We start from the raw sequence: 16,689 nt of genomic DNA, 5'->3' as shown, positions 1-16,689 counted from the left end.
CGACCGGCAGCGTGTTCTCTTCCTCGGAACGACTGAAGGAAGAATTCGCATGTCCGCTCCGTCTCTCAACGCCCTCGCCGATCGCCTCGAGGCGATCTCGGCTGCCTATGCCGCCACCTATGCCATCGACCGGGGTGGCGACTGGTTCCTCCTGAAGGTGCAGGAGGAAATGGGCGAGATGACTCAGGCGTGGCTGAGCCGGACCGGCCGTTCGCGCCGTGATGCCGACGATGGAGCGGCGCAGCTTCCCGCCGAAGTGGCCGACGTATTCTGCCAGCTTCTGCTGTTCGCCCGCGCCGCCGGCGTCGATCTCGACGCAGCGGTGCGGGAGAAATGGCTTCGCTGGGAGCCCATCTACGGCCTGCGGAGCGAGACGCCGGCATGAGGTCTCAGAACGCGGCGAGCGCCGCGTCGAGCGCCGCCTTCTCCCGGTCGGCCCTTGTCTGCGCCTCGGCCCGGGCGGCCTCGGCCTCCTCGATCGCCTTTTCGCTCTCCGCGAGCTTGGCGATGTAGGACTTGGCGCTATCGGAGGTTTCCGGCAAAGCCTCGAGATTGGCGCGGATGCGCCCCTGCTCGTCGGCCTGGCGCCGGCCCGCCTGCTCGGCCCGCTCGATCGCCCGTTCGGCCTCGCCGACCCGCCCCTTGATGGCGGCGATCGCCTTCAGCTTCTCGGCCACCGCCGGCTCGATATTCCGGGTCGAGGCATAGAACAGCAGGGTGTCGGGATCGCTGTCGACGAGGTGGACGGCCTCGGCGTCGGTGCGCGTTTCCGTCACCCGGATATCCTTCGCGGCGCCGGCCGCAACGCCCGTCCTGATGCGCAGCCGCCCCGGCTCGTCGGATACCACCTCGCCATCGGTCGTCGCTTCGGTGCCGGCGACGCGGGCGTGATCGATCATCACCGTACGCGCCTCGTCCTTGGGAGCGGCGAGGTGATAGAGGGTGGTCCAGACTGTCGACCGCCTCACGGTCAGCACGCCATCGCCGCCGGAAAGGCCGACGATGTCGGTTTTCTGCTGCCGCTCGCTGGCAACCCGCGTCTTCGGATCGGCGGCAAAGGCGGCGAAGCGCTTCTCGCCGGGCGGAATGCCGGCCACCTGCGCATCGCCGAGATAGCCGTCCGCGCCGTAGACGGTGAAGATGCCGGGCGGCACGCTCCTGCCCGTGGTGTTGGACAGGAAGACAGCCGCCTGCGGCGCGCTGCCGCTGCCCTCCCGCCACAGCGAGACGACGTCGGCGTCGAGATCGGCATCGATGATCGGCACGGTCAGCGTCGCCCCCGCCTTCAGCGTCACCGGCTGCGGCAGCGTGAAGCTGACGCCGACGTCGCCTTCGACCGAGACCGCCTCCGGCCCGCGCGACGGCGCGGCCGGCGCCGGCATGGCCAGGGCCCGCATCGCCATGGGCGGCGGTGGCGCCTCCGCGGCGAGGTCCGCCTGGCCGGGCATGCCGTACATCTCCTGCGAAGCGCCGCCCGCCTGCGCGCCATCGACCAGCAGATTGACGTCGCCGCCCGGCAGCAGCAGCGGCACCTCGCGGCGGTCGCGCCAGTACATGTCGACGAGCCGCTGCCGGAGCGCCACCGGATTGGCCGACGACAGCGTCAGGCGAACGTCGCTCCAGTCTTCGCCGCTGCCGTTCTCGAGCACCGCCCAGCCCTGGACGCGAAACTTGCCGCCCTCGGCCGGCACGATGCGGTAGGCCGCCTTCCACACCGGCGCCGCCACCACGTAGGAAAGCCGCACCGTCCGTTGCCCCTTGCCCGTCGTTTCGATGCCGAGCGTGCGGAAACCGGCGTCGGCCGCCGCGCGGACGGTCGAGATCGCCGCATCGAGGCGCGCCTGCAACTCCTTGTCGGCGAACACGATGGCCGCGCCGGGGCCGAGCAGCACTTCGGCGAAACTGCCGTCGTCCTGGCGCAGCGCCACCGCCGGCAGCTCGATCGGCTGCCCTGCGGTGGCGCGGGGCACCTTGGCGACGCCGAGAATGACGCCGCTCGCCTTGTGGCCGGCGCCGTCGTCGATGGTCGCGGCGTAGCCGGTCATGGCGGCGGCGATGGTGGCGGTGGAGGCAAGGTCCTCGCGCGTCAGCGGCAGGCGCTTGAACGCCTCGGCGACGGCGTTGGCGCCGTCGAGGGTGACCGAAACGATGGAGCCCGCGGGATCGCTAACGAGAAGGCTCTTCAGGACGTCGTCGGCCTGGTCGGCGGGAATTTCCAGCGCCAGGCGGCTCTCCCCTTCCGCAAGATCGACGGTGCGGACGATCTCGGCCAGGCCGCCCGACGACAGCAGCACGGAGCCCACCTTGTCGGCGGCAAGGGCCGCCGTGGCGAGCACGAGAGGCGAGGCGGCGGCAAGAAGCGCGGCGGCAAGCGGCATCGATTTCACGTTGATCTCCCCCGGGGAACGATTTGGCCCGATGGCGCGATCCTGCCCGAGGATTGCGATGGCGCGAAGACCGACCTGTGGCGGCCTTGCGGCTTGCGATCTTCCATCCGGGAGACTGCGCTTGACAGGATGGACCGTCGCGGCGACCTATCGCCGACCGACAACGAGAGACCACGGCCTCGCCATGATCCACTACAACCTGCACTGCGCCGCCTGCGGCCACGACTTCGACGACTGGTTCGGCGGCATGGCCGACTGGGAGGCGAGAAAGCCCGACTACGCCTGTCCGTCCTGCGGCGTCGCGCGGGTCGAGAAGGCGCTGATGGCGCCCAGCCTCGGCGCGGCCAAGGCCTCCTTCGCGGCGGAGCCGGCCTGCAATCCGTCGACCTGCGCCAACCCCGGCTGTCCGATGGCGGCGGGCTTCTGAAGTAGGAAGCACGGCCATGCCAAGGGCATTGAAAATGACCCTTGGCATTCCGATCACGAATTTCTCATGCCCCTGATGCACATGAGAAATTCGTGATGGCTCCAACGAGCGGATGCGTCAGCATCTTCGCGAGTTGATATCAAGCGACCTTCAGCGGCGGCTTGAACAAGCCCTTCGGCGACAGCGTGAACACCTCGCAGCCGGTGTCGGTGACGCCGACGGCATGCTCGAACTGGGCCGACAGCGAGCGGTCGCGGGTGACCGCCGTCCAGCCGTCGCTGAGCACCTTCACGTGCGGCCGGCCGAGATTGACCATCGGCTCGATGGTGAAGATCATGCCCGGCTTCAGCACCGGCCCCTCGCCCCTGCGGCCGTAGTGCAGGATGTTGGGCGTGTCGTGGAACAGCTTGCCGACGCCGTGGCCGCAGAAGTCGCGCACCACCGAGCAGCGCTCGCTCTCGACGTATTTCTGGATGGCCTCGCCGATGTCGCCGGTGGTGTTGCCCGGCCGGACGGCGGCGATGCCGCGCATCAGCGATTCATGCGTCACGTCGATCAGCCGCTCGGCGGCGCGCTTGACGGCGCCGACGCCATACATGCGCGAGGAATCGCCGTGCCAGCCGTCGAGGATGAAGGTGACGTCGATGTTGACGATGTCGCCCTCGCGCAACGGCTTCTCGTCGGGAATGCCGTGGCAGACCACATGATTGATCGAGGTGCAGACCGACTTCTTGTAGCCGCGGTAGTAGATGTCGGCCGGCAGGGCGTCGTGGTCGCGGCCGTAGCCATAGACGAAATCGTCGATCGCCTGGGTGGTGACGCCCGGCTTGACGATATCGACGAGGTCGTCGAGGCAGCCGGCGGCGATCTGGCAAGCCTTGCGCATGCCCTCGAAGTCGGCGGCGCCGTAAAGGCGAATATCTCCGGTGTTGCGCAGCGGGGCGACCGCCGCGTCGACGTAATTGATCATCGGATCAACCAACCTCAGTCTGGCATTGGAAGCCGGACGGCTTCGCGTTTTCGTCGTCATATACCCAAGCACCGCGCCGAGTACACGGCTCTGGTTCATCATTCTGTCAGAAATCGGACCGGATTTCGATTCCCGCCGGGCTGACGTCGGCGCGCGCCACCAGCATTTCGACGCCGGCCGCGCGGGCCGCCAGCGCCGCCGCCGCATAGGCGGGATCGATATCGGCGGCGATTTCGAAACGGCGGCAGTCACCGCGCTGCACGAGGTAGAGAAGAACGGCGCGGGCGCCGGCGCTTGCCATGGCAGCCAGCTCGGCGAGATGCCGCGCCCCGCGCGCGGTGACCGCGTCGGGAAATTCGGCAATTCCCGGCCGGCGCGACAAGGTGACGGACTTCACCTCGACATAGCAGGGCGGCCGCCCCTCGCCTTCGAGCAGCATGTCGACGCGGCTGCGCGCGCCGTAGGGCACCTCGCGGCGGAGCGTCCGGTAGCCGGCGAGCGCCGGGATCCGCCCTTCGGCGATCGCCTCGGCGACGATGCGGTTGGACAGGCCGGTGTCGATGCCGACCAAGGCGCCATCCGCCTCGACCAGTTGCCAGCTCCAGGCGAGCTTGCGCTTCGGATCGGCCGAGCGGGCGAGATAGACGCGGGCGCCGGGCGTCGCGAGCCCGAGCATGGAGCCGGAATTGGCGACGTGGGCGGTCACCTCCTCGCCGCTGTCGAGACGGCAGTCGGCGAGAAAGCGTTTGTAGCGGCGGACGAGCCGGCCGGGCACCAGCGGAACGGGAAAGCGCATGGCGTCTTGTTCCCCGTTCCGGCCGCCGCCGTCAAGGCGTGGCCTTCGCCTCCAACGCCGCCGGCGTGGCGGCCGGCGGAACGAGGCGGTCGAGAATATCCTTGGCCACCGGCTTGTAGTCGTCGTTGAAATGGTGGCCGCCCGGATGGACGCGCAGGCTGAAGCCCTTGTCCTTCGGAAGGCGGACGCAGGCGGTCTCCTCGTCCTCGCTGCCGTAGATGCACTGGACCTTGGCCGGCTCGATCTTTTCGAGATCCGGCAGCGTCGACGGTCCGTTCGGGTCGGTCTTGCCGCCGAGAATGCCGGAGACCTGGATTTCGAACTGCCGCGCGCCGGTGTAGGCGAGCAGGGACACCAGATTGACGCTGGCCTTGTGGTCGGCCGGCAACGCGTCGTAAATCGCCGGCAGCGCGTCGGCGCCGAACGAATAGCCGACGAGCGCCACCTTGTGGACGTTCCACTTCCGGGTATAGGCGTCGATCACCTTGGCGAGGTCGTCGGCGGCGTCGGCCGGGTCGATGTCGTTCCAGAAGTAGCGCAGCGAATCGATGCCGACCACCGGCACGCCGGCCTTGGCGAGATAGCCGCCGATCTCGGCGTCGATGTCGCGCCAGCCGCCGTCGCCGGAATAGATGATCGCCATGGTGTCGTGCGTCGGGTTGGCGCCCACCACGGTGATCGGGATGCCGGCCAGCGGCGAACCGTTGTCGTCCGCCTTGACCAGTTGGTCGAACACCGCGCCGTCGAGCGTCCGGCCGGCGCCTTTGACGCTCTTGGCCGTGGCGACGGCAAAGCCCGACCGGACCAGCTCGTCGACATGAGCCGCGCCGGCCGGATCGGCATGGCGGGTCAGATAGACGTCGATCGGGTCGGGAAGGTGCCCCTTCTGAAGCTCGTAGACCCAGCCGCGGCCGTCGGCGGCCCGCGCGTGCTTTGCCTCGCTGCACAGCTCCTTGCGAAGCGGCAGCGTTGCGCGCGGATCGACGGCGATGGTGCGACCGATCGTGGCGTCCGGCGACTGGGCGGCCAGCGCCAGCGCGAAGGTGCCGCCGAGGCCGTCGCCGACGATCAGCGGCGAATGATAGCTGTCGACGTCCAGCACGCGCTGGATGTTCTGGCTGACCTGCTCGACGTCGGAGACGAAGTAGACGCAATCGTCGGACAGCTTTTCCGCCTTGGCGAAGGTGGCGGGCGTGTCGATGCCGACGACGACGGCGCCATTCGCCGCGTAGCGGCGGGCCTTGACGCGGTCCCAGAAGCCGTAGCCGCCATCGCCCGACAGCAGGAAGACGATGCCGCTCGGCTCATCGCGCGGCGTGATCACCTCGGCGATGCCGAGCGTGTCCGTCCTGTCGACCGGCAGGTGGGGGAAAAGATAGAGGAAGGCGCCCGTCGCGATGCCGGCCGCCGTGAGGACGCCGACCATGACGAAAAGTATCAGTCGCTTCATTTGGAAACGGCTCCCTTGAGGCCGCCGGAGATGACGAAGGTCACGTCGGCGAGCGCCAGCAGCGGGTTGAGGCCGCCGGCCACCGCCATGTAGCGCTGCCGCCAGACCGGATCGAACTTGGTCTTGAAGGCGCGCAGACCGTGGAAATTGTAGAAGGCGTTGCCGTGCTCGAAGGCGGCGCGGCCGAGCTTGTGCCAGAGCGGCGCCATCGGGCTGTCGGAAAGGCCGGCGAGCGGCGCCATGCCGAGGCTGAAGGCGGCAAAGCCGGCCGCCTTGAAGTGCAGCAGCACGCGGGTGAACAACAGCTCCATGGTGCCGTTGGCGGATTTCGGCGTGAAGCGCATCAGGTCGATCGCCGCCTCGCGGCCGTCGCCGGAGATCATCAGCGTCGCGAAGGCGAAGATGCGGTCGGCCTTTTTCAGGACGGCCACCGGCTGCGAGGCCACGTAATCCGGCTCGAAGGCGCCCAGCGAGAAGGCCTTTTCCCGGGCCTTGCGCGCCTCCAGCCAGCTTTTCGACACGGCGGCAAGCTCGTCGAGGATCGCCGGCACGCCCTCCGGCGGCACCACCTCGAAGACGACGCCGTCGCGCTCGGCCTTGTTGATGGCGTTGCGCAGGTTGCCGCGCCGCGTGCCCTTGATGTCAAAGGCGGCGAGATCGACGATCGCCTCCTCGCCGAGCTTGAAGGCGGACAGTCCGGCATCGGCGTAGAGCGCCAGGCTGTCGGCCGGCACCTGGTAGAATACGGCGCGGCCGCCATGCGCGCGGGCCGTCTCGATGAACCGCCAGACGAGCTCGCGCCGGCCCGCCTCGGCGCCGACCGGATCGCCGAGCGAGATCCAGGAGCGGCCGCGTTTGGCGTACATCAGGAAGGCGGCGCCGTCGTCGGAGAACATCAGGTTCTTGTCGCCCATCCGCACGAGATTGGCCGCGGCATGGCCGGTGCCGGCGACGATGGCCACGGCGCGGGAGAGATCGTCGGCGCTGGGCGGCTCGATGCGGCCGGACGGCGGCCGGATCAGCAGCCAGGCGGCCACGGCGGCGGTGGCGAGCCCGATGCCGACGGCGGCGCGCAGCGAGCGCGGCGCGGCGGCCGACATCTCGAACTGCCACCAGAGATCGTGGCTGTAGGGCACTTCCTTGTAGACGAAGAACAGGATGCCGGCGGCCAGCGCCAGGATCGAGGCGATGCACAGCCACCAGGCCGGGCTCAGCCGGTCGTGCAGCAGCGAGGCCGGCCGCGTGTAGAGATGCCGGCTGGACACCAACCCGACGATCAGCAGCGCGAACAGCACCGCCTCGCCGATCGCCAGCGCCTTCAAGAGGGCGAGCGGAATGGACAGCGCCGTCAGCACCAGCGCCAGCCACCAGGCGCCGTCGAGCCGGTGGACCAGGCCGCGGCCGGCGACGATCATGAAGATGCCGATCACCGAGCCGACGAAATGCGCCCCCTCGACCAGCGGCAGCGGAATGAAGGCGTCCATCAGGTCGAGGCGAGCGTCGGCCGGCGGCGTCACGCCGGAGAACACCAGCATGGCGCCGAGCACGATGGCGAGCGTGCCGAGCATGATCGGCGCGATGCCGGACACCGCCGCGGTGAGCGCCGGGCTGGCCATCGTCGCCCGCCGCGCCTCGCTGACGATCATGGCGGCGACCGCGACGACGAGCGGCGCCACGTAGTAGACGATGCGATAGAGCAGCAGGGCCGAGATGACGCCGTCGATCGGCAGGCGCGTGCCGAGCGCGCCGACGACGATGGTCTCGAAGATGCCGACGCCGCCCGGCAGGTGGCTGAGCACGCCGGCGCCGATCGCCACCGAGAATACGGCCAGCACCGTCGGGAAGGAGACGTCGCCGTCCGGCAGCAGCACGTAGAGCACGGCGGCGGCGCAGGCGACGTCCACCGAGGTGGCGACGAGCTGCGAGACGATATCGCGCAGGTTGGGCAACGCGACGGCCCGGCCGAACACCGTCACCGAACCGCGCCGCGCGGCGGAAAACAGCAGCACCGCCGCGACGCCCGCCAGCATCAGGAGGCCGATGCCGCGCACCGCGGCGCCGCTCATGCCGATCAGCGCGGCGAGGTCCGGCCCGGAAATGGTCAGCCCCAGGCCGGCCACGAAGGCGAGGCCGAAGCCGAAGGCGGCGGCGACGTAGGCGACCACCTTGGCGATCGCCTCCGGCTCCAGGCCGAAGGGCGAATAGAAGCGATAGCGGACGGAGCCGCCGGTCAGCGGGCCGAAGCCGGCGATGTTGCCGACGGCATAGGCGCAGAAGCTCGCCAGCGCCACCAGCCGGTAGGGCAGCCGCGCCCCGGCGAAATGCAGCGCGTGGACGTCATAGATGGAAAGCGCCAGGAAACTGCCGGCGGTGAACAGCAGGGCAAGGCCGATCCGCGACCAGGGCGTATCCTCGATCGCCGAGAGCAGGTCGTCGTAGACGACATTCGACAGAAGGCGCGACAGCGCCAGCACCGACAGGCCGACGATGAGGACCGCGACCACCGCGATGAGGATCGGCTTCAGCCGGGCGAGACGCCCGGGCTGGGCGGAAGACGTTCCGGCGGGTTCCGATGGCAATGCGGCGGGCATGGACGACCTGAAAGCAATAAACGCTGGGCGGGTGCCCGGCAATGGGCGCCTTATCTTGCGCGATTGCGTCAATCCGGCGGCAGAAACAGAGGCCGACCTTTAATTCCGCGTAATGTTGATGGTTGTCTCCGCGGCCGGAATCCCCGACAACAGGGCGACGATTCCAAAGGCTCGCATATCCATGACAAACCAGTCTCTCACCGCCGCCGTCCTGATCATCGGCGACGAGATCCTTTCCGGCCGCACCCGCGACAGCAACTCCGGCCATATCGCCGCCTTCCTCACCGAAATCGGCATCGACCTCAAGGAAATCCGCGTCGTTCCCGACGAGGAGGACCGCATCGTGGCGGCGCTCAATGCGCTGAGGGCCGCCTATACCTATGTCTTCACCACCGGCGGCATCGGGCCGACCCACGACGACATCACCGCCGACGCGGTGGCCAAGGCGTTCGGCATCGCCATCGAGCATCACCCCGACGCCGTCGAGATCCTGCGCCGGCACTATGCGACCCCGGAGGAGCTGACCGAGGCGCGGCTCAGGATGGCCCGCATCCCGGTGGGTGCCACGCTGATCGACAACCCCGTCTCCAAGGCGCCGGGCTTCCACATCGGCAACGTCTTCGTCATGGCCGGCGTGCCGAAGATCATGCAGGCCATGCTGCTCAACGTCGAGAAGGAGCTCGAGGTCGGCGTGCCGGTCCAGTCGATCACCGTCGACTGCCCGTTCGGCGAAGGCATGATCGGCACGGCGCTCGCCGAGGTGGCGAGGACGCATCCGCTCGTCTCCATCGGCAGCTATCCGATCCTCGCCGCCCGCAACTTCTCGACCAAGCTGGTGATCCGCTCGCGCGATCCGGTGGCGCTGGCGGCCGCCAAGGCGGCGGTGGAAGCCATGCTCGCGGCCATCATCCGCGACAAAGCCGGGGATAGCACTCTCACCGACTATTGAAATCGACGCGAAACAGGCATTTGAGAAAGCCCCAAGCCAGATCACGATGAGGACCGCCGCGATGTCCCCGCAAGAAGCCCAGCCGCTCGCTCCCAAGGCATTTCCCGTTTCCTGGGACCAGTTCCACCGCGACGCCCGGGCGCTCGCCTGGCGGCTGGCCGGCCACGGCGAATGGAAGGCCATCGTCTGCATCACCCGCGGCGGCCTGGTGCCGGCGGCCATCGTGGCGCGCGAGCTCAACATCCGCATCATCGAGACGGTCGGCATCGCCTCCTACCACGACTATACCTCGCAGGGCGAACTGCAGGTGATCAAGGAGGTGAGCCGGGAGGTCGTCGCCCTCGAAGGCGGCGAAGGCGCCGGCGTGCTGATCATCGACGACCTCGTCGACACCGGCAAGACGGCCCGCATCGTCCGCGACATGCTGCCGAAGGCGCATTTCGCCACCGTCTACGCCAAGCCCAAGGGCCGGCCGCTGGTCGATACCTTCATCACCGAGGTCAGCCAGGATACCTGGATCTACTTCCCCTGGGACATGGGCTTTGCCTTCCAGCCCCCCATTTCCCGTCAGGGCAATGACTGATCTGGTGAAAATTTGTTCACCATGTAAATAACTGATTCGCGGGCCTTTCCGCCGGATGAACCGACTTGCGGTTGTCCGGCCCGAAAAGCCATGGCCTGATTCTCGCCGCATTTCTCCCTGTTTTGAGCGCCCGTCGCTGATCACCGGTAACCGCTGGTGGTCCCTAAGGAGGCTCGTCCGCGCTGCCAACGCGGTTTCAACAGGATTGATTGCATGCCCTTCAAAACAAGCGCCATGCGCGCTTTTTTCACGGCCGCCGCGGCGGTCGCGTTTTTTCACCAGGCAGCGCCGGCACTCGCGCAGTGCGGCAAAGCCTCCTGGTACGCCGAGCAGGGACGCACCGCCAGCGGCGAGCGCATGAGGCCCGGAGCCCGCACCGCCGCCCACCGCACCCTGCCCTTCGGCACCCTCGTCGAGGTCCGAAATCTCAAGAACGGCCGCACCGTGGTGGTGCGCATCAACGATCGGGGCCCCTTCATCAAGGGCCGGGTGATCGACCTGGCGCGCGGCGCGGCAAGCGAGATCGGCCTCGTCAGGTCCGGCACGGCCAGCGTTCGCCTGTCGGTGCTGGACGGCAAGGGCGTTCCGGCCCCGGCGATCTGCGGCTGAGCCGCCCTTGTTCGCGGGCGGCGCTCCGACCTCCGATGAAGCGCCGTCCACCATCTGTTTATCGCGTCGGTCCGTGGCGATCGGGGCTTGACCCGTTCGTCTTCGCCGGCAATATCGCTGGCAACGCGGACGTGGCGAAATGGTAGACGCAGCAGACTTTACAATTGGAGTGCCCGCGGGGAAATCCGTGGAGTAGAACCGCTCAAAGTCGGGGAACGCTAACGGGCAGATGCCCCAGGCCAATCCCGAGCCAAGCCCTCTTCGAGGGAAGGTGTAGAGACTGGACGGGTGGCGCCTAAAGCCTTCGGGGCCACGGCGAAGGGACAGTCCGGACCACGAACGCCGGAAGGCGGCGGCGAAAGCCGAGGTGGTACGAAAATCTGCTTCTCTATGAGAGTACGGGTTCGAGTCCCGTCGTCCGCACCATAGCGCGAGCAGCGAAAGCAAAGGGAGCCCGCCCGGCGGGCTCCCCTTGTTACCGCTAGGACTGACCGCCCTTGCGACCGGCCTCGGAGGCCCGCTCGCGATCTTCGGCAAAGTTGCCGCTGCCGCCGCGATGGCCGCCGCCCTGTTGGGCTTGATTGCGGTTGTCGCTCTGGTGCTGCTGCTGGCTGCCTTGCTTCTTGGGATCGTTCTTGTGGCTCTGCTCGCCGGACTTGACGTGCTGCTCGTGGCTTCCGCCTTGATTTGGCATTTTCGTCACTCCTTTCGGTGTCGAGACGCTCGGTCTCGCCCCCTCCGAACCGGCTCGGGGCGATATTGTTCCCCGAAAAAATCGATATCGGCGGAATGACCGCGCTCGTGGAGGCCAAATCGCGCCGTTCACCATTGCCCGCGGCGCGCCGTCTTCAGGAGGCTTCGCGGCCTTCCGCTCCCAGCGCAACGAAACGCCTGTGACCGAGCCCGTGGCCCCCCCGCTCCGAAAGGCCCCCGATAGAGCGTGAACGGCCTAGATGACAATGATTGGCAGGTAAACCGTTTATATCGCAACCCCAAGGACTTAAACGTTTTTAAGTGGCTTGTGTTTCCGCCGCCAAAGTTTGATCTAGGCATCAGGAAATCGCTCCTCAGGCGTCGGTCAACCTCCTGACTCCACGCCAGAATTCGCAATCGAGAGCCCGCCTGCCACCCGTCTCCCGCAGGGAGCCGGAACGGACCCCTCATGTCCGGACGAGCCCTCCCCTCGTTCCGACAAGGAGACAGACATGACCGTGATGAACTTCTCCATTCCCCGCACCATCATCTATGGCGAAGGGTCGCTCGCCAAGCTTGCCGATCTCAAGGGCAAGAAGGCGGCGCTGGTCACCGGCGGCAGCTCGATGAAGCGCTTCGGCTTCCTCGACCAGGCGATCGCCATCCTGAAGCAGGGCGGCATCGATTCGATCGTCATCGACGGCGTCGAGCCCAACCCGTCGGTGGAAACCGTCTGGCGCGGCGCCAAGGCCATGCAGGACTTCGAGCCCGACTGGATCGTCGCCATCGGCGGCGGCTCGGCCCTCGACGCCGCCAAGGTGATGTGGTGCTTCTACGAGCATCCGAACCTCACCTTCGAGGACATCATCCCGGTCGGCGCCATGCCGCCGCTCCGGAGCAAGGCCCGCTTCGTCGCCATTCCCTCGACGTCCGGCACCGCTTCGGAAATCACCGCCTTCTCGGTGATCACCGACACCAAGAACCACATCAAGTATCCGATCGTCGCCGCCGACATGGTGCCGGACATCGCCATCCTCGATCCCGCCCTGCCGATGGTGATGCCGCCCAACGTCACCGCCAACACCGGCATGGACGTCATGTGCCACGCCGTCGAGGCGGTGGCCTCCATCGCCGCCACCTCGTTCACCGACCCCTACGCGGTGGAAGCGATCAAGCTGGTGCTGGAGAACCTCGAAAAGGCCTACACGACGCCCACCGACAAGACGGCGCGCTTCAACATGCACAACGCCTCGGCGCTGGCCGGCATGGCCTTCACCAACGCCTCGCTCGGCCTCGTGCACTCGATGGCCCACAAGATCGGCGGCGAGTTCGGCGTGACCCATGGTCTCGCCAACGCCATCATGCTGCCCTACGTCATCGACTTCAACCGGCAGTTCACCGACAAGTACGCCTATGCGGAGCGGCTGCTCGGCATCGACGACCTGGCTCAGGCGATCCGCAATCTCAACAAGAAGCTGGCCATTCCCTCGACCTTCAAGGACTGCGACGAGGTCGACTTCGACGAGGCCAAGTTCAAGACGGTCCTGAACCGCATGAGCGAGAACGCCTTCGCCGATCCCTGCACGCTGACCAACCCCGGTACTCCCTCGGTGACCGACGTCAAGGCGCTCTACACGGCCGCCTACTACGGCTGAGAAAAGACGACCCATACGGCCTGAGGCGGGCGCGGCATCTCGAAGGGTGCCGCGCCCGCTTTTTTTGCATTTTCGGACATTCAACCTCAAGAATTTCGCCCCTCCCCGCATTTTCCCGGATTGTCCGGCGGCAGGATGACGGGGTAGAAATGATAATCATTTGCAACAAGAGAGCGCCGACGCGAATTGCTGCCGCCGAAGCGCTTTCAGATGGTGTCGCATCGTCTCCAGGCCGAGCCTGGTTGTTCAAGGGAGGACGGTCGCTGGTCGCGCGGCGCCCGTCGTCTTCGTCGCCGTGGGTCAGTCACTCCCTTCCTGCGACGGTGGTGCTTCGGCGGTTTCCGCCAAACGATCGGCTCCCCGCGTTGTCCGTGCGGGCGATCGCAGACTTCAGGCCGGATATCCAGCTGGATATCCGGCCTTTTCTTTGCCGTCTCCCCCGCGAAGGCAATGTTGCGCCCGGCCCCGGCCGTCCGCTTCAAATGACGCTTTGGAATCAGAGACCGATGTTCTAAACAGAACGGAATTCTGGCCGCTCGGGAGAAAGAGATGACCTATTGCGTTGGCATCCTCGTCAAGGAAGGCCTGACGATGATCGCGGACACGCGCACCAACGCCGGTCTCGACAACGTCTCCCAGTACAAGAAGCTGCACATCTTCGAGAAGCCGGGCGACCGGATGATCGCGGTGGCCACCGCCGGCAACCTGGCCATCACCCAGGCCGTGCTGTCCTTCCTCAACGAGGGCATCGAGAACAAGGACACCGGCCAGACGGAGACCATCTGGACCACGCCGTCGATGTTCAAGACGGCCCAGCTCGTCGGCCGCGCCGTGCGCGAGGTCTACCGCATCGACGGCGAGGCGCTGGAACAGTCCAACGCCGGCTTCGAGGTGACCCTCTTGGTCGGCGGCCAGGTGGCCAAGGGGCGCCTCCGCCTGTTCATGGTCTACCGCCAGGGCAATTTCATCGAGGCGACCGAGGACACGCCCTTTCTGCAGATCGGCGAGCATAAATACGGCAAGCCGGTGCTCGACCGCGCCATCACCTTCGCCACCGACCTGATCGAGGCGACCAAGCTCGGCCTGATCTCGATGGATTCCACCATGCGCTCCAACCTCGGCGTCGGCATGCCGATCGACCTGGTGACGGTGAAGCGCGACGCCATCGCCCACGACATCCTGCACCGCATCGAAGCGGGCGAACCCTATTTCCACGACCTGCGCGAACGCTGGAGCGCGGCGCTGCGCGCCGCCTACCGGGCGATCCCCATTCCGCCCTACAAGTGACGGTCTTGCCCGCCGTTCAGAACGGCAGATAGCCGTGGGCGCCCATCACCGCCGCCAGGATGGCCGGGATCGATATCAGGCCGATGGCGCGTTGCCGCTGCACCATGCCGGCGAATACCGCGTCGGGCCTGGTCTCCGCCCACCGGTCGTTCCTCGGATGCATGTGCAACGGCCCGTAGACGAAGCGCATGAACGCCTCGAAGCCCCAGACCAGCACCATCAGGTGCAGGTACCAGGAATGCGGATCGAGGAAGCGCTCCCACATGTCCATGTCGGCCAGCATGTAGAGGCCGGTGAGGCCGACGAGCACGATCGACCAGCGCGTCAGCTTGCCGAACGGATGGTGCATCGCCTTGAACAGCTTGTGCCGGCCTTCCGGCGGCGCCGCCCGGATGATCGCCGGATGCAGGACGAAGGTGACGTAGAAGATGCCGCCGATCCAGAAGGTGACGACCAGCACGTGGACGGCCCGGACGACGGTGAGAAGATCGAACGGCATGGCATCGCTCCGCCGCCAATATGGCAGGCGGCGAAGCGATGTTCGACTTTAGTCGTAGCAGAGACCAGTCCGGTGGAATGCGGACTTCAGCCCCGGTCCCTGAACCTATTTGTAATCGGATAGCGGCGGTCGCGGCCGAAGTTCTTGGTGGTGATCTTGACGCCGGGCGCCGCCTGCCGCCGCTTGTACTCGGCGATATAGAGCAGGTGCTCGACGCGGCGCACCGTCGCCTCCTCGAAGCCGGCGGCGATCAGCTCGGCCACCGTCTTCTCCTCCTCGACGAGGCCGTTGAGGATGCCGTCGAGCACCGGATAGGGCGGCAGGCTGTCCTGGTCGGTCTGGTTCTCCCTGAGCTCGGCGGTCGGCGCCTTGGTGATGATGCGCCTGGGGATCACCTCGCCGGCCGGGCCCTTCAGGCCGTCCGGCCGATGGGCGTTGCGCCATTCGGCGAGGCCGTAGACCTGCATCTTGTAGAGGTCCTTGATCGGATTGAAGCCGCCGTTCATGTCGCCGTAGAGCGTGCAGTAGCCGACCGACATCTCGCTCTTGTTGCCGGTGGTCAGCACCATCGACCCGAACTTGTTGGAAACCGCCATCAGGATGGTGCCGCGGGCGCGCGACTGCAGGTTTTCCTCGGTGGTGTCGACCTGCGTGCCGGCAAACAGCGGCCCGAGCGCCTTCAGGAAGCCCTCGACCGGATCGGCGATGGCGACGACATCATAGGGAACGCCGAGCGCGGCGGCGCATTGCGCCGCGTCCTCCAGGCTGTCGGCCGACGTGTAGCGGTAGGGCAGCATCAGGCAGCGGACCTTGTCCGCGCCGAAGGCGTCGACCGCCATCGCCGCCACCACGGCCGAATCGATGCCGCCCGACAGGCCGAGCACCACGCCGGGGAAGCGGTTCTTCTCGACATAGTCGCGCAGGCCGGTGACGCAGGCGAGCCAGTTGGCCGTCTGCACGTCCGGATAGGGCGCGACATCGCCGGCAACGATCCGCCAGCCCTCCTCGCCCTCGGCGAGCGTGACCAGCGCCAACGCCTCGCGGAAGGCCGGCAGGCGACAGGCCAGCTCGTGGTCCGGGTTGAGCCCGAAGCTGGCGCCGTCGAACACCAGTTCGTCCTGGCCGCCGACGGTGTTGACGTAGACCATGGGCAGGCCGCTTTCGACGACGCGGGCGGTGGCGATGTCGAGGCGTTCGCGCGTCACCGTCCAGCGATAGGGCGAGCCGTTGATGACGATGAGCAGCTCGGCGCCGGTTTCCGACAGGTGCTCGACGACATCAGGCTTCCAGATGTCCTCGCAGACCGGCAGGCCGAGACGGACGCCGCGGAAGGTCACCGGCGTCGGCAGCGGCCCCGGCACGAACACCCGCTTCTCGTCGAACACCGAATAGTTGGGCAGGTCGGCCTTGAAGCGCAGGGCGGCGACGGCGCCGCCCTCGATGAGGGCGACGGCATTGCGCAGCGCGCCCGTCTCGTCCATCCAGGGCGTGCCGACCAGCACCGCCGGCCCGCCGTCCGCCGTCTCGCTGGCCAGCCGTTCGACCGCCCGGCGGCAGTCGCGCTGAATGGCCGGCTTCAGCACCAGATCCTCGGGCGTGTAGCCGACGATATAGAGCTCGGGCAGGACGAGGAGATCGGCGCCGAGCCGCGCCGCCTCGGCACGCGCCTGCCGCGCCTTGTCGAGATTTCCGGAAATGTCGCCCATCACCGGGTTGGCCTGGGCGAGCGCGAGCTTCAGGGTGCGAAAGGAATTGGTCATGATGTCCGCGATTTAGCCAGAAAGCCGACGCCG

The 16,689-nt window shown here is 67.2% G+C and carries 15 protein-coding genes; 7 read left to right on the top strand and 8 right to left on the bottom strand.

From position 1 onward, the window contains the following. Positions 1–49: 49 nt before the first annotated feature. On the top strand, positions 50–385 hold the full coding sequence (locus CJ014_RS01800; RefSeq protein WP_100078800.1) for a nucleoside triphosphate pyrophosphohydrolase family protein: 336 nt from the start codon (positions 50–52) through the stop codon (positions 383–385). A 4-nt stretch (positions 386–389) separates the two neighbouring features. On the opposite strand, the gene CJ014_RS01795 is transcribed toward CJ014_RS01800, so the two are convergent. Continuing rightward, positions 390–2,378: a DUF4139 domain-containing protein gene (locus CJ014_RS01795; RefSeq protein ID WP_245427081.1), complete on the bottom strand. Its 1,989-nt coding sequence runs from the start codon at positions 2,376–2,378 to the stop codon at positions 390–392. A gap of 130 nt (positions 2,379–2,508) precedes the next feature. Between CJ014_RS01795 and CJ014_RS01790 the strand changes: the two genes are divergently transcribed. Then, positions 2,509–2,814: a DUF1178 family protein gene (locus tag CJ014_RS01790; RefSeq protein ID WP_207765642.1), complete on the top strand. Its 306-nt coding sequence runs from the start codon at positions 2,509–2,511 to the stop codon at positions 2,812–2,814. Between the two features lie 139 nt (positions 2,815–2,953). Here CJ014_RS01790 and map read toward each other — a convergent pair whose 3' ends face one another. From map to mprF, 4 genes are all read right to left on the bottom strand, one after another. Then, complete coding sequence (gene map, locus CJ014_RS01785) at positions 2,954–3,784, bottom strand: type I methionyl aminopeptidase (RefSeq protein WP_100078797.1); 831 nt, start codon at positions 3,782–3,784, stop codon at positions 2,954–2,956. 106 nt (positions 3,785–3,890) lie between these two features. Then, the gene (gene sfsA / locus CJ014_RS01780; protein ID WP_100078796.1) at positions 3,891–4,580 is read right to left on the bottom strand and encodes a DNA/RNA nuclease SfsA; all 690 of its coding nucleotides are present in this window, start codon (positions 4,578–4,580) and stop codon (positions 3,891–3,893) included. 31 nt (positions 4,581–4,611) lie between these two features. Beyond that, on the bottom strand, positions 4,612–6,030 hold the full coding sequence (locus CJ014_RS01775; RefSeq protein ID WP_100078795.1) for an AcvB/VirJ family lysyl-phosphatidylglycerol hydrolase: 1,419 nt from the start codon (positions 6,028–6,030) through the stop codon (positions 4,612–4,614). Further along, positions 6,027–8,621, bottom strand: coding sequence for a bifunctional lysylphosphatidylglycerol flippase/synthetase MprF (gene mprF, locus CJ014_RS01770; protein ID WP_100078794.1), 2,595 nt, complete (start codon positions 8,619–8,621; stop codon positions 6,027–6,029). Before mprF ends, CJ014_RS01775 begins: the two co-directional genes overlap by 4 nt. A 181-nt stretch (positions 8,622–8,802) precedes the next feature. Between mprF and CJ014_RS01765 the strand changes: the two genes are divergently transcribed. The 3 genes from CJ014_RS01765 (at position 8,803) to CJ014_RS01755 (ending at position 10,762) form a co-directional block, all read left to right on the top strand. Beyond that, on the top strand, positions 8,803–9,570 hold the full coding sequence (locus CJ014_RS01765; RefSeq protein ID WP_100078793.1) for a competence/damage-inducible protein A: 768 nt from the start codon (positions 8,803–8,805) through the stop codon (positions 9,568–9,570). A gap of 61 nt (positions 9,571–9,631) precedes the next feature. Next, the gene (gene gpt / locus CJ014_RS01760) at positions 9,632–10,153 is read left to right on the top strand and encodes a xanthine phosphoribosyltransferase (protein ID WP_100079307.1); all 522 of its coding nucleotides are present in this window, start codon (positions 9,632–9,634) and stop codon (positions 10,151–10,153) included. Between the two features lie 213 nt (positions 10,154–10,366). Continuing rightward, positions 10,367–10,762, top strand: a complete 396-nt coding sequence (locus CJ014_RS01755; protein ID WP_100078792.1) for a septal ring lytic transglycosylase RlpA family protein — start codon at positions 10,367–10,369, stop codon at positions 10,760–10,762. A 481-nt stretch (positions 10,763–11,243) separates the two neighbouring features. Here CJ014_RS01755 and CJ014_RS28355 read toward each other — a convergent pair whose 3' ends face one another. Continuing rightward, positions 11,244–11,456, bottom strand: coding sequence for a KGG domain-containing protein (locus CJ014_RS28355; protein WP_425351883.1), 213 nt, complete (start codon positions 11,454–11,456; stop codon positions 11,244–11,246). A gap of 511 nt (positions 11,457–11,967) precedes the next feature. Here CJ014_RS28355 and CJ014_RS01745 point away from each other — a divergent pair. Further along, complete coding sequence (locus tag CJ014_RS01745; protein WP_100078791.1) at positions 11,968–13,110, top strand: iron-containing alcohol dehydrogenase; 1,143 nt, start codon at positions 11,968–11,970, stop codon at positions 13,108–13,110. Between the two features lie 549 nt (positions 13,111–13,659). Next, entirely contained in the window at positions 13,660–14,397 is a 738-nt protein-coding gene (locus CJ014_RS01740; protein WP_100078790.1) for a proteasome-type protease, read from the top strand. Positions 14,398–14,413: 16 nt separating this feature from the next. Here CJ014_RS01740 and CJ014_RS01735 read toward each other — a convergent pair whose 3' ends face one another. Both CJ014_RS01735 and CJ014_RS01730 read right to left on the bottom strand, forming a co-directional pair. Continuing rightward, positions 14,414–14,896 (bottom strand): DUF4149 domain-containing protein, encoded by a 483-nt coding sequence (locus CJ014_RS01735; protein ID WP_100078789.1) that lies wholly within the window; start codon positions 14,894–14,896, stop codon positions 14,414–14,416. Between the two features lie 86 nt (positions 14,897–14,982). Continuing rightward, the gene (locus CJ014_RS01730) at positions 14,983–16,656 is read right to left on the bottom strand and encodes an NAD+ synthase (protein WP_100078788.1); all 1,674 of its coding nucleotides are present in this window, start codon (positions 16,654–16,656) and stop codon (positions 14,983–14,985) included. Positions 16,657–16,689 lie beyond the last annotated feature (33 nt).

It is taken from the genome of Pleomorphomonas carboxyditropha (assembly GCF_002770725.1).
GTDB lineage: Bacteria > Pseudomonadota > Alphaproteobacteria > Rhizobiales > Pleomorphomonadaceae > Pleomorphomonas > Pleomorphomonas carboxyditropha.
This window is presented reverse-complemented; position numbering and strand designations above follow the sequence as displayed.

Excerpts from the sequence above, each read along its gene's own strand:
- CJ014_RS01800 (WP_100078800.1), top strand. The coding sequence starts at position 50 with ATGTCCGCTCCGTCTCTCAACGCCCTCGCCGATCGCCTCGAGGCGATC.
- CJ014_RS01795 (WP_245427081.1), bottom strand. The coding sequence starts at position 2,378 with ATGCCGCTTGCCGCCGCGCTTCTTGCCGCCGCCTCGCCTCTCGTGCTC.
- map (WP_100078797.1), bottom strand. The coding sequence starts at position 3,784 with ATGATCAATTACGTCGACGCGGCGGTCGCCCCGCTGCGCAACACCGGA.
- sfsA (WP_100078796.1), bottom strand. The coding sequence starts at position 4,580 with ATGCGCTTTCCCGTTCCGCTGGTGCCCGGCCGGCTCGTCCGCCGCTAC.
- CJ014_RS01775 (WP_100078795.1), bottom strand. The coding sequence starts at position 6,030 with ATGAAGCGACTGATACTTTTCGTCATGGTCGGCGTCCTCACGGCGGCC.
- mprF (WP_100078794.1), bottom strand. The coding sequence starts at position 8,621 with ATGCCCGCCGCATTGCCATCGGAACCCGCCGGAACGTCTTCCGCCCAG.
- CJ014_RS01765 (WP_100078793.1), top strand. The coding sequence starts at position 8,803 with ATGACAAACCAGTCTCTCACCGCCGCCGTCCTGATCATCGGCGACGAG.
- gpt (WP_100079307.1), top strand. The coding sequence starts at position 9,632 with ATGTCCCCGCAAGAAGCCCAGCCGCTCGCTCCCAAGGCATTTCCCGTT.
- CJ014_RS01755 (WP_100078792.1), top strand. The coding sequence starts at position 10,367 with ATGCCCTTCAAAACAAGCGCCATGCGCGCTTTTTTCACGGCCGCCGCG.
- CJ014_RS28355 (WP_425351883.1), bottom strand. The coding sequence starts at position 11,456 with ATGCCAAATCAAGGCGGAAGCCACGAGCAGCACGTCAAGTCCGGCGAG.
- CJ014_RS01745 (WP_100078791.1), top strand. The coding sequence starts at position 11,968 with ATGACCGTGATGAACTTCTCCATTCCCCGCACCATCATCTATGGCGAA.
- CJ014_RS01740 (WP_100078790.1), top strand. The coding sequence starts at position 13,660 with ATGACCTATTGCGTTGGCATCCTCGTCAAGGAAGGCCTGACGATGATC.
- CJ014_RS01735 (WP_100078789.1), bottom strand. The coding sequence starts at position 14,896 with ATGCCGTTCGATCTTCTCACCGTCGTCCGGGCCGTCCACGTGCTGGTC.
- CJ014_RS01730 (WP_100078788.1), bottom strand. The coding sequence starts at position 16,656 with ATGACCAATTCCTTTCGCACCCTGAAGCTCGCGCTCGCCCAGGCCAAC.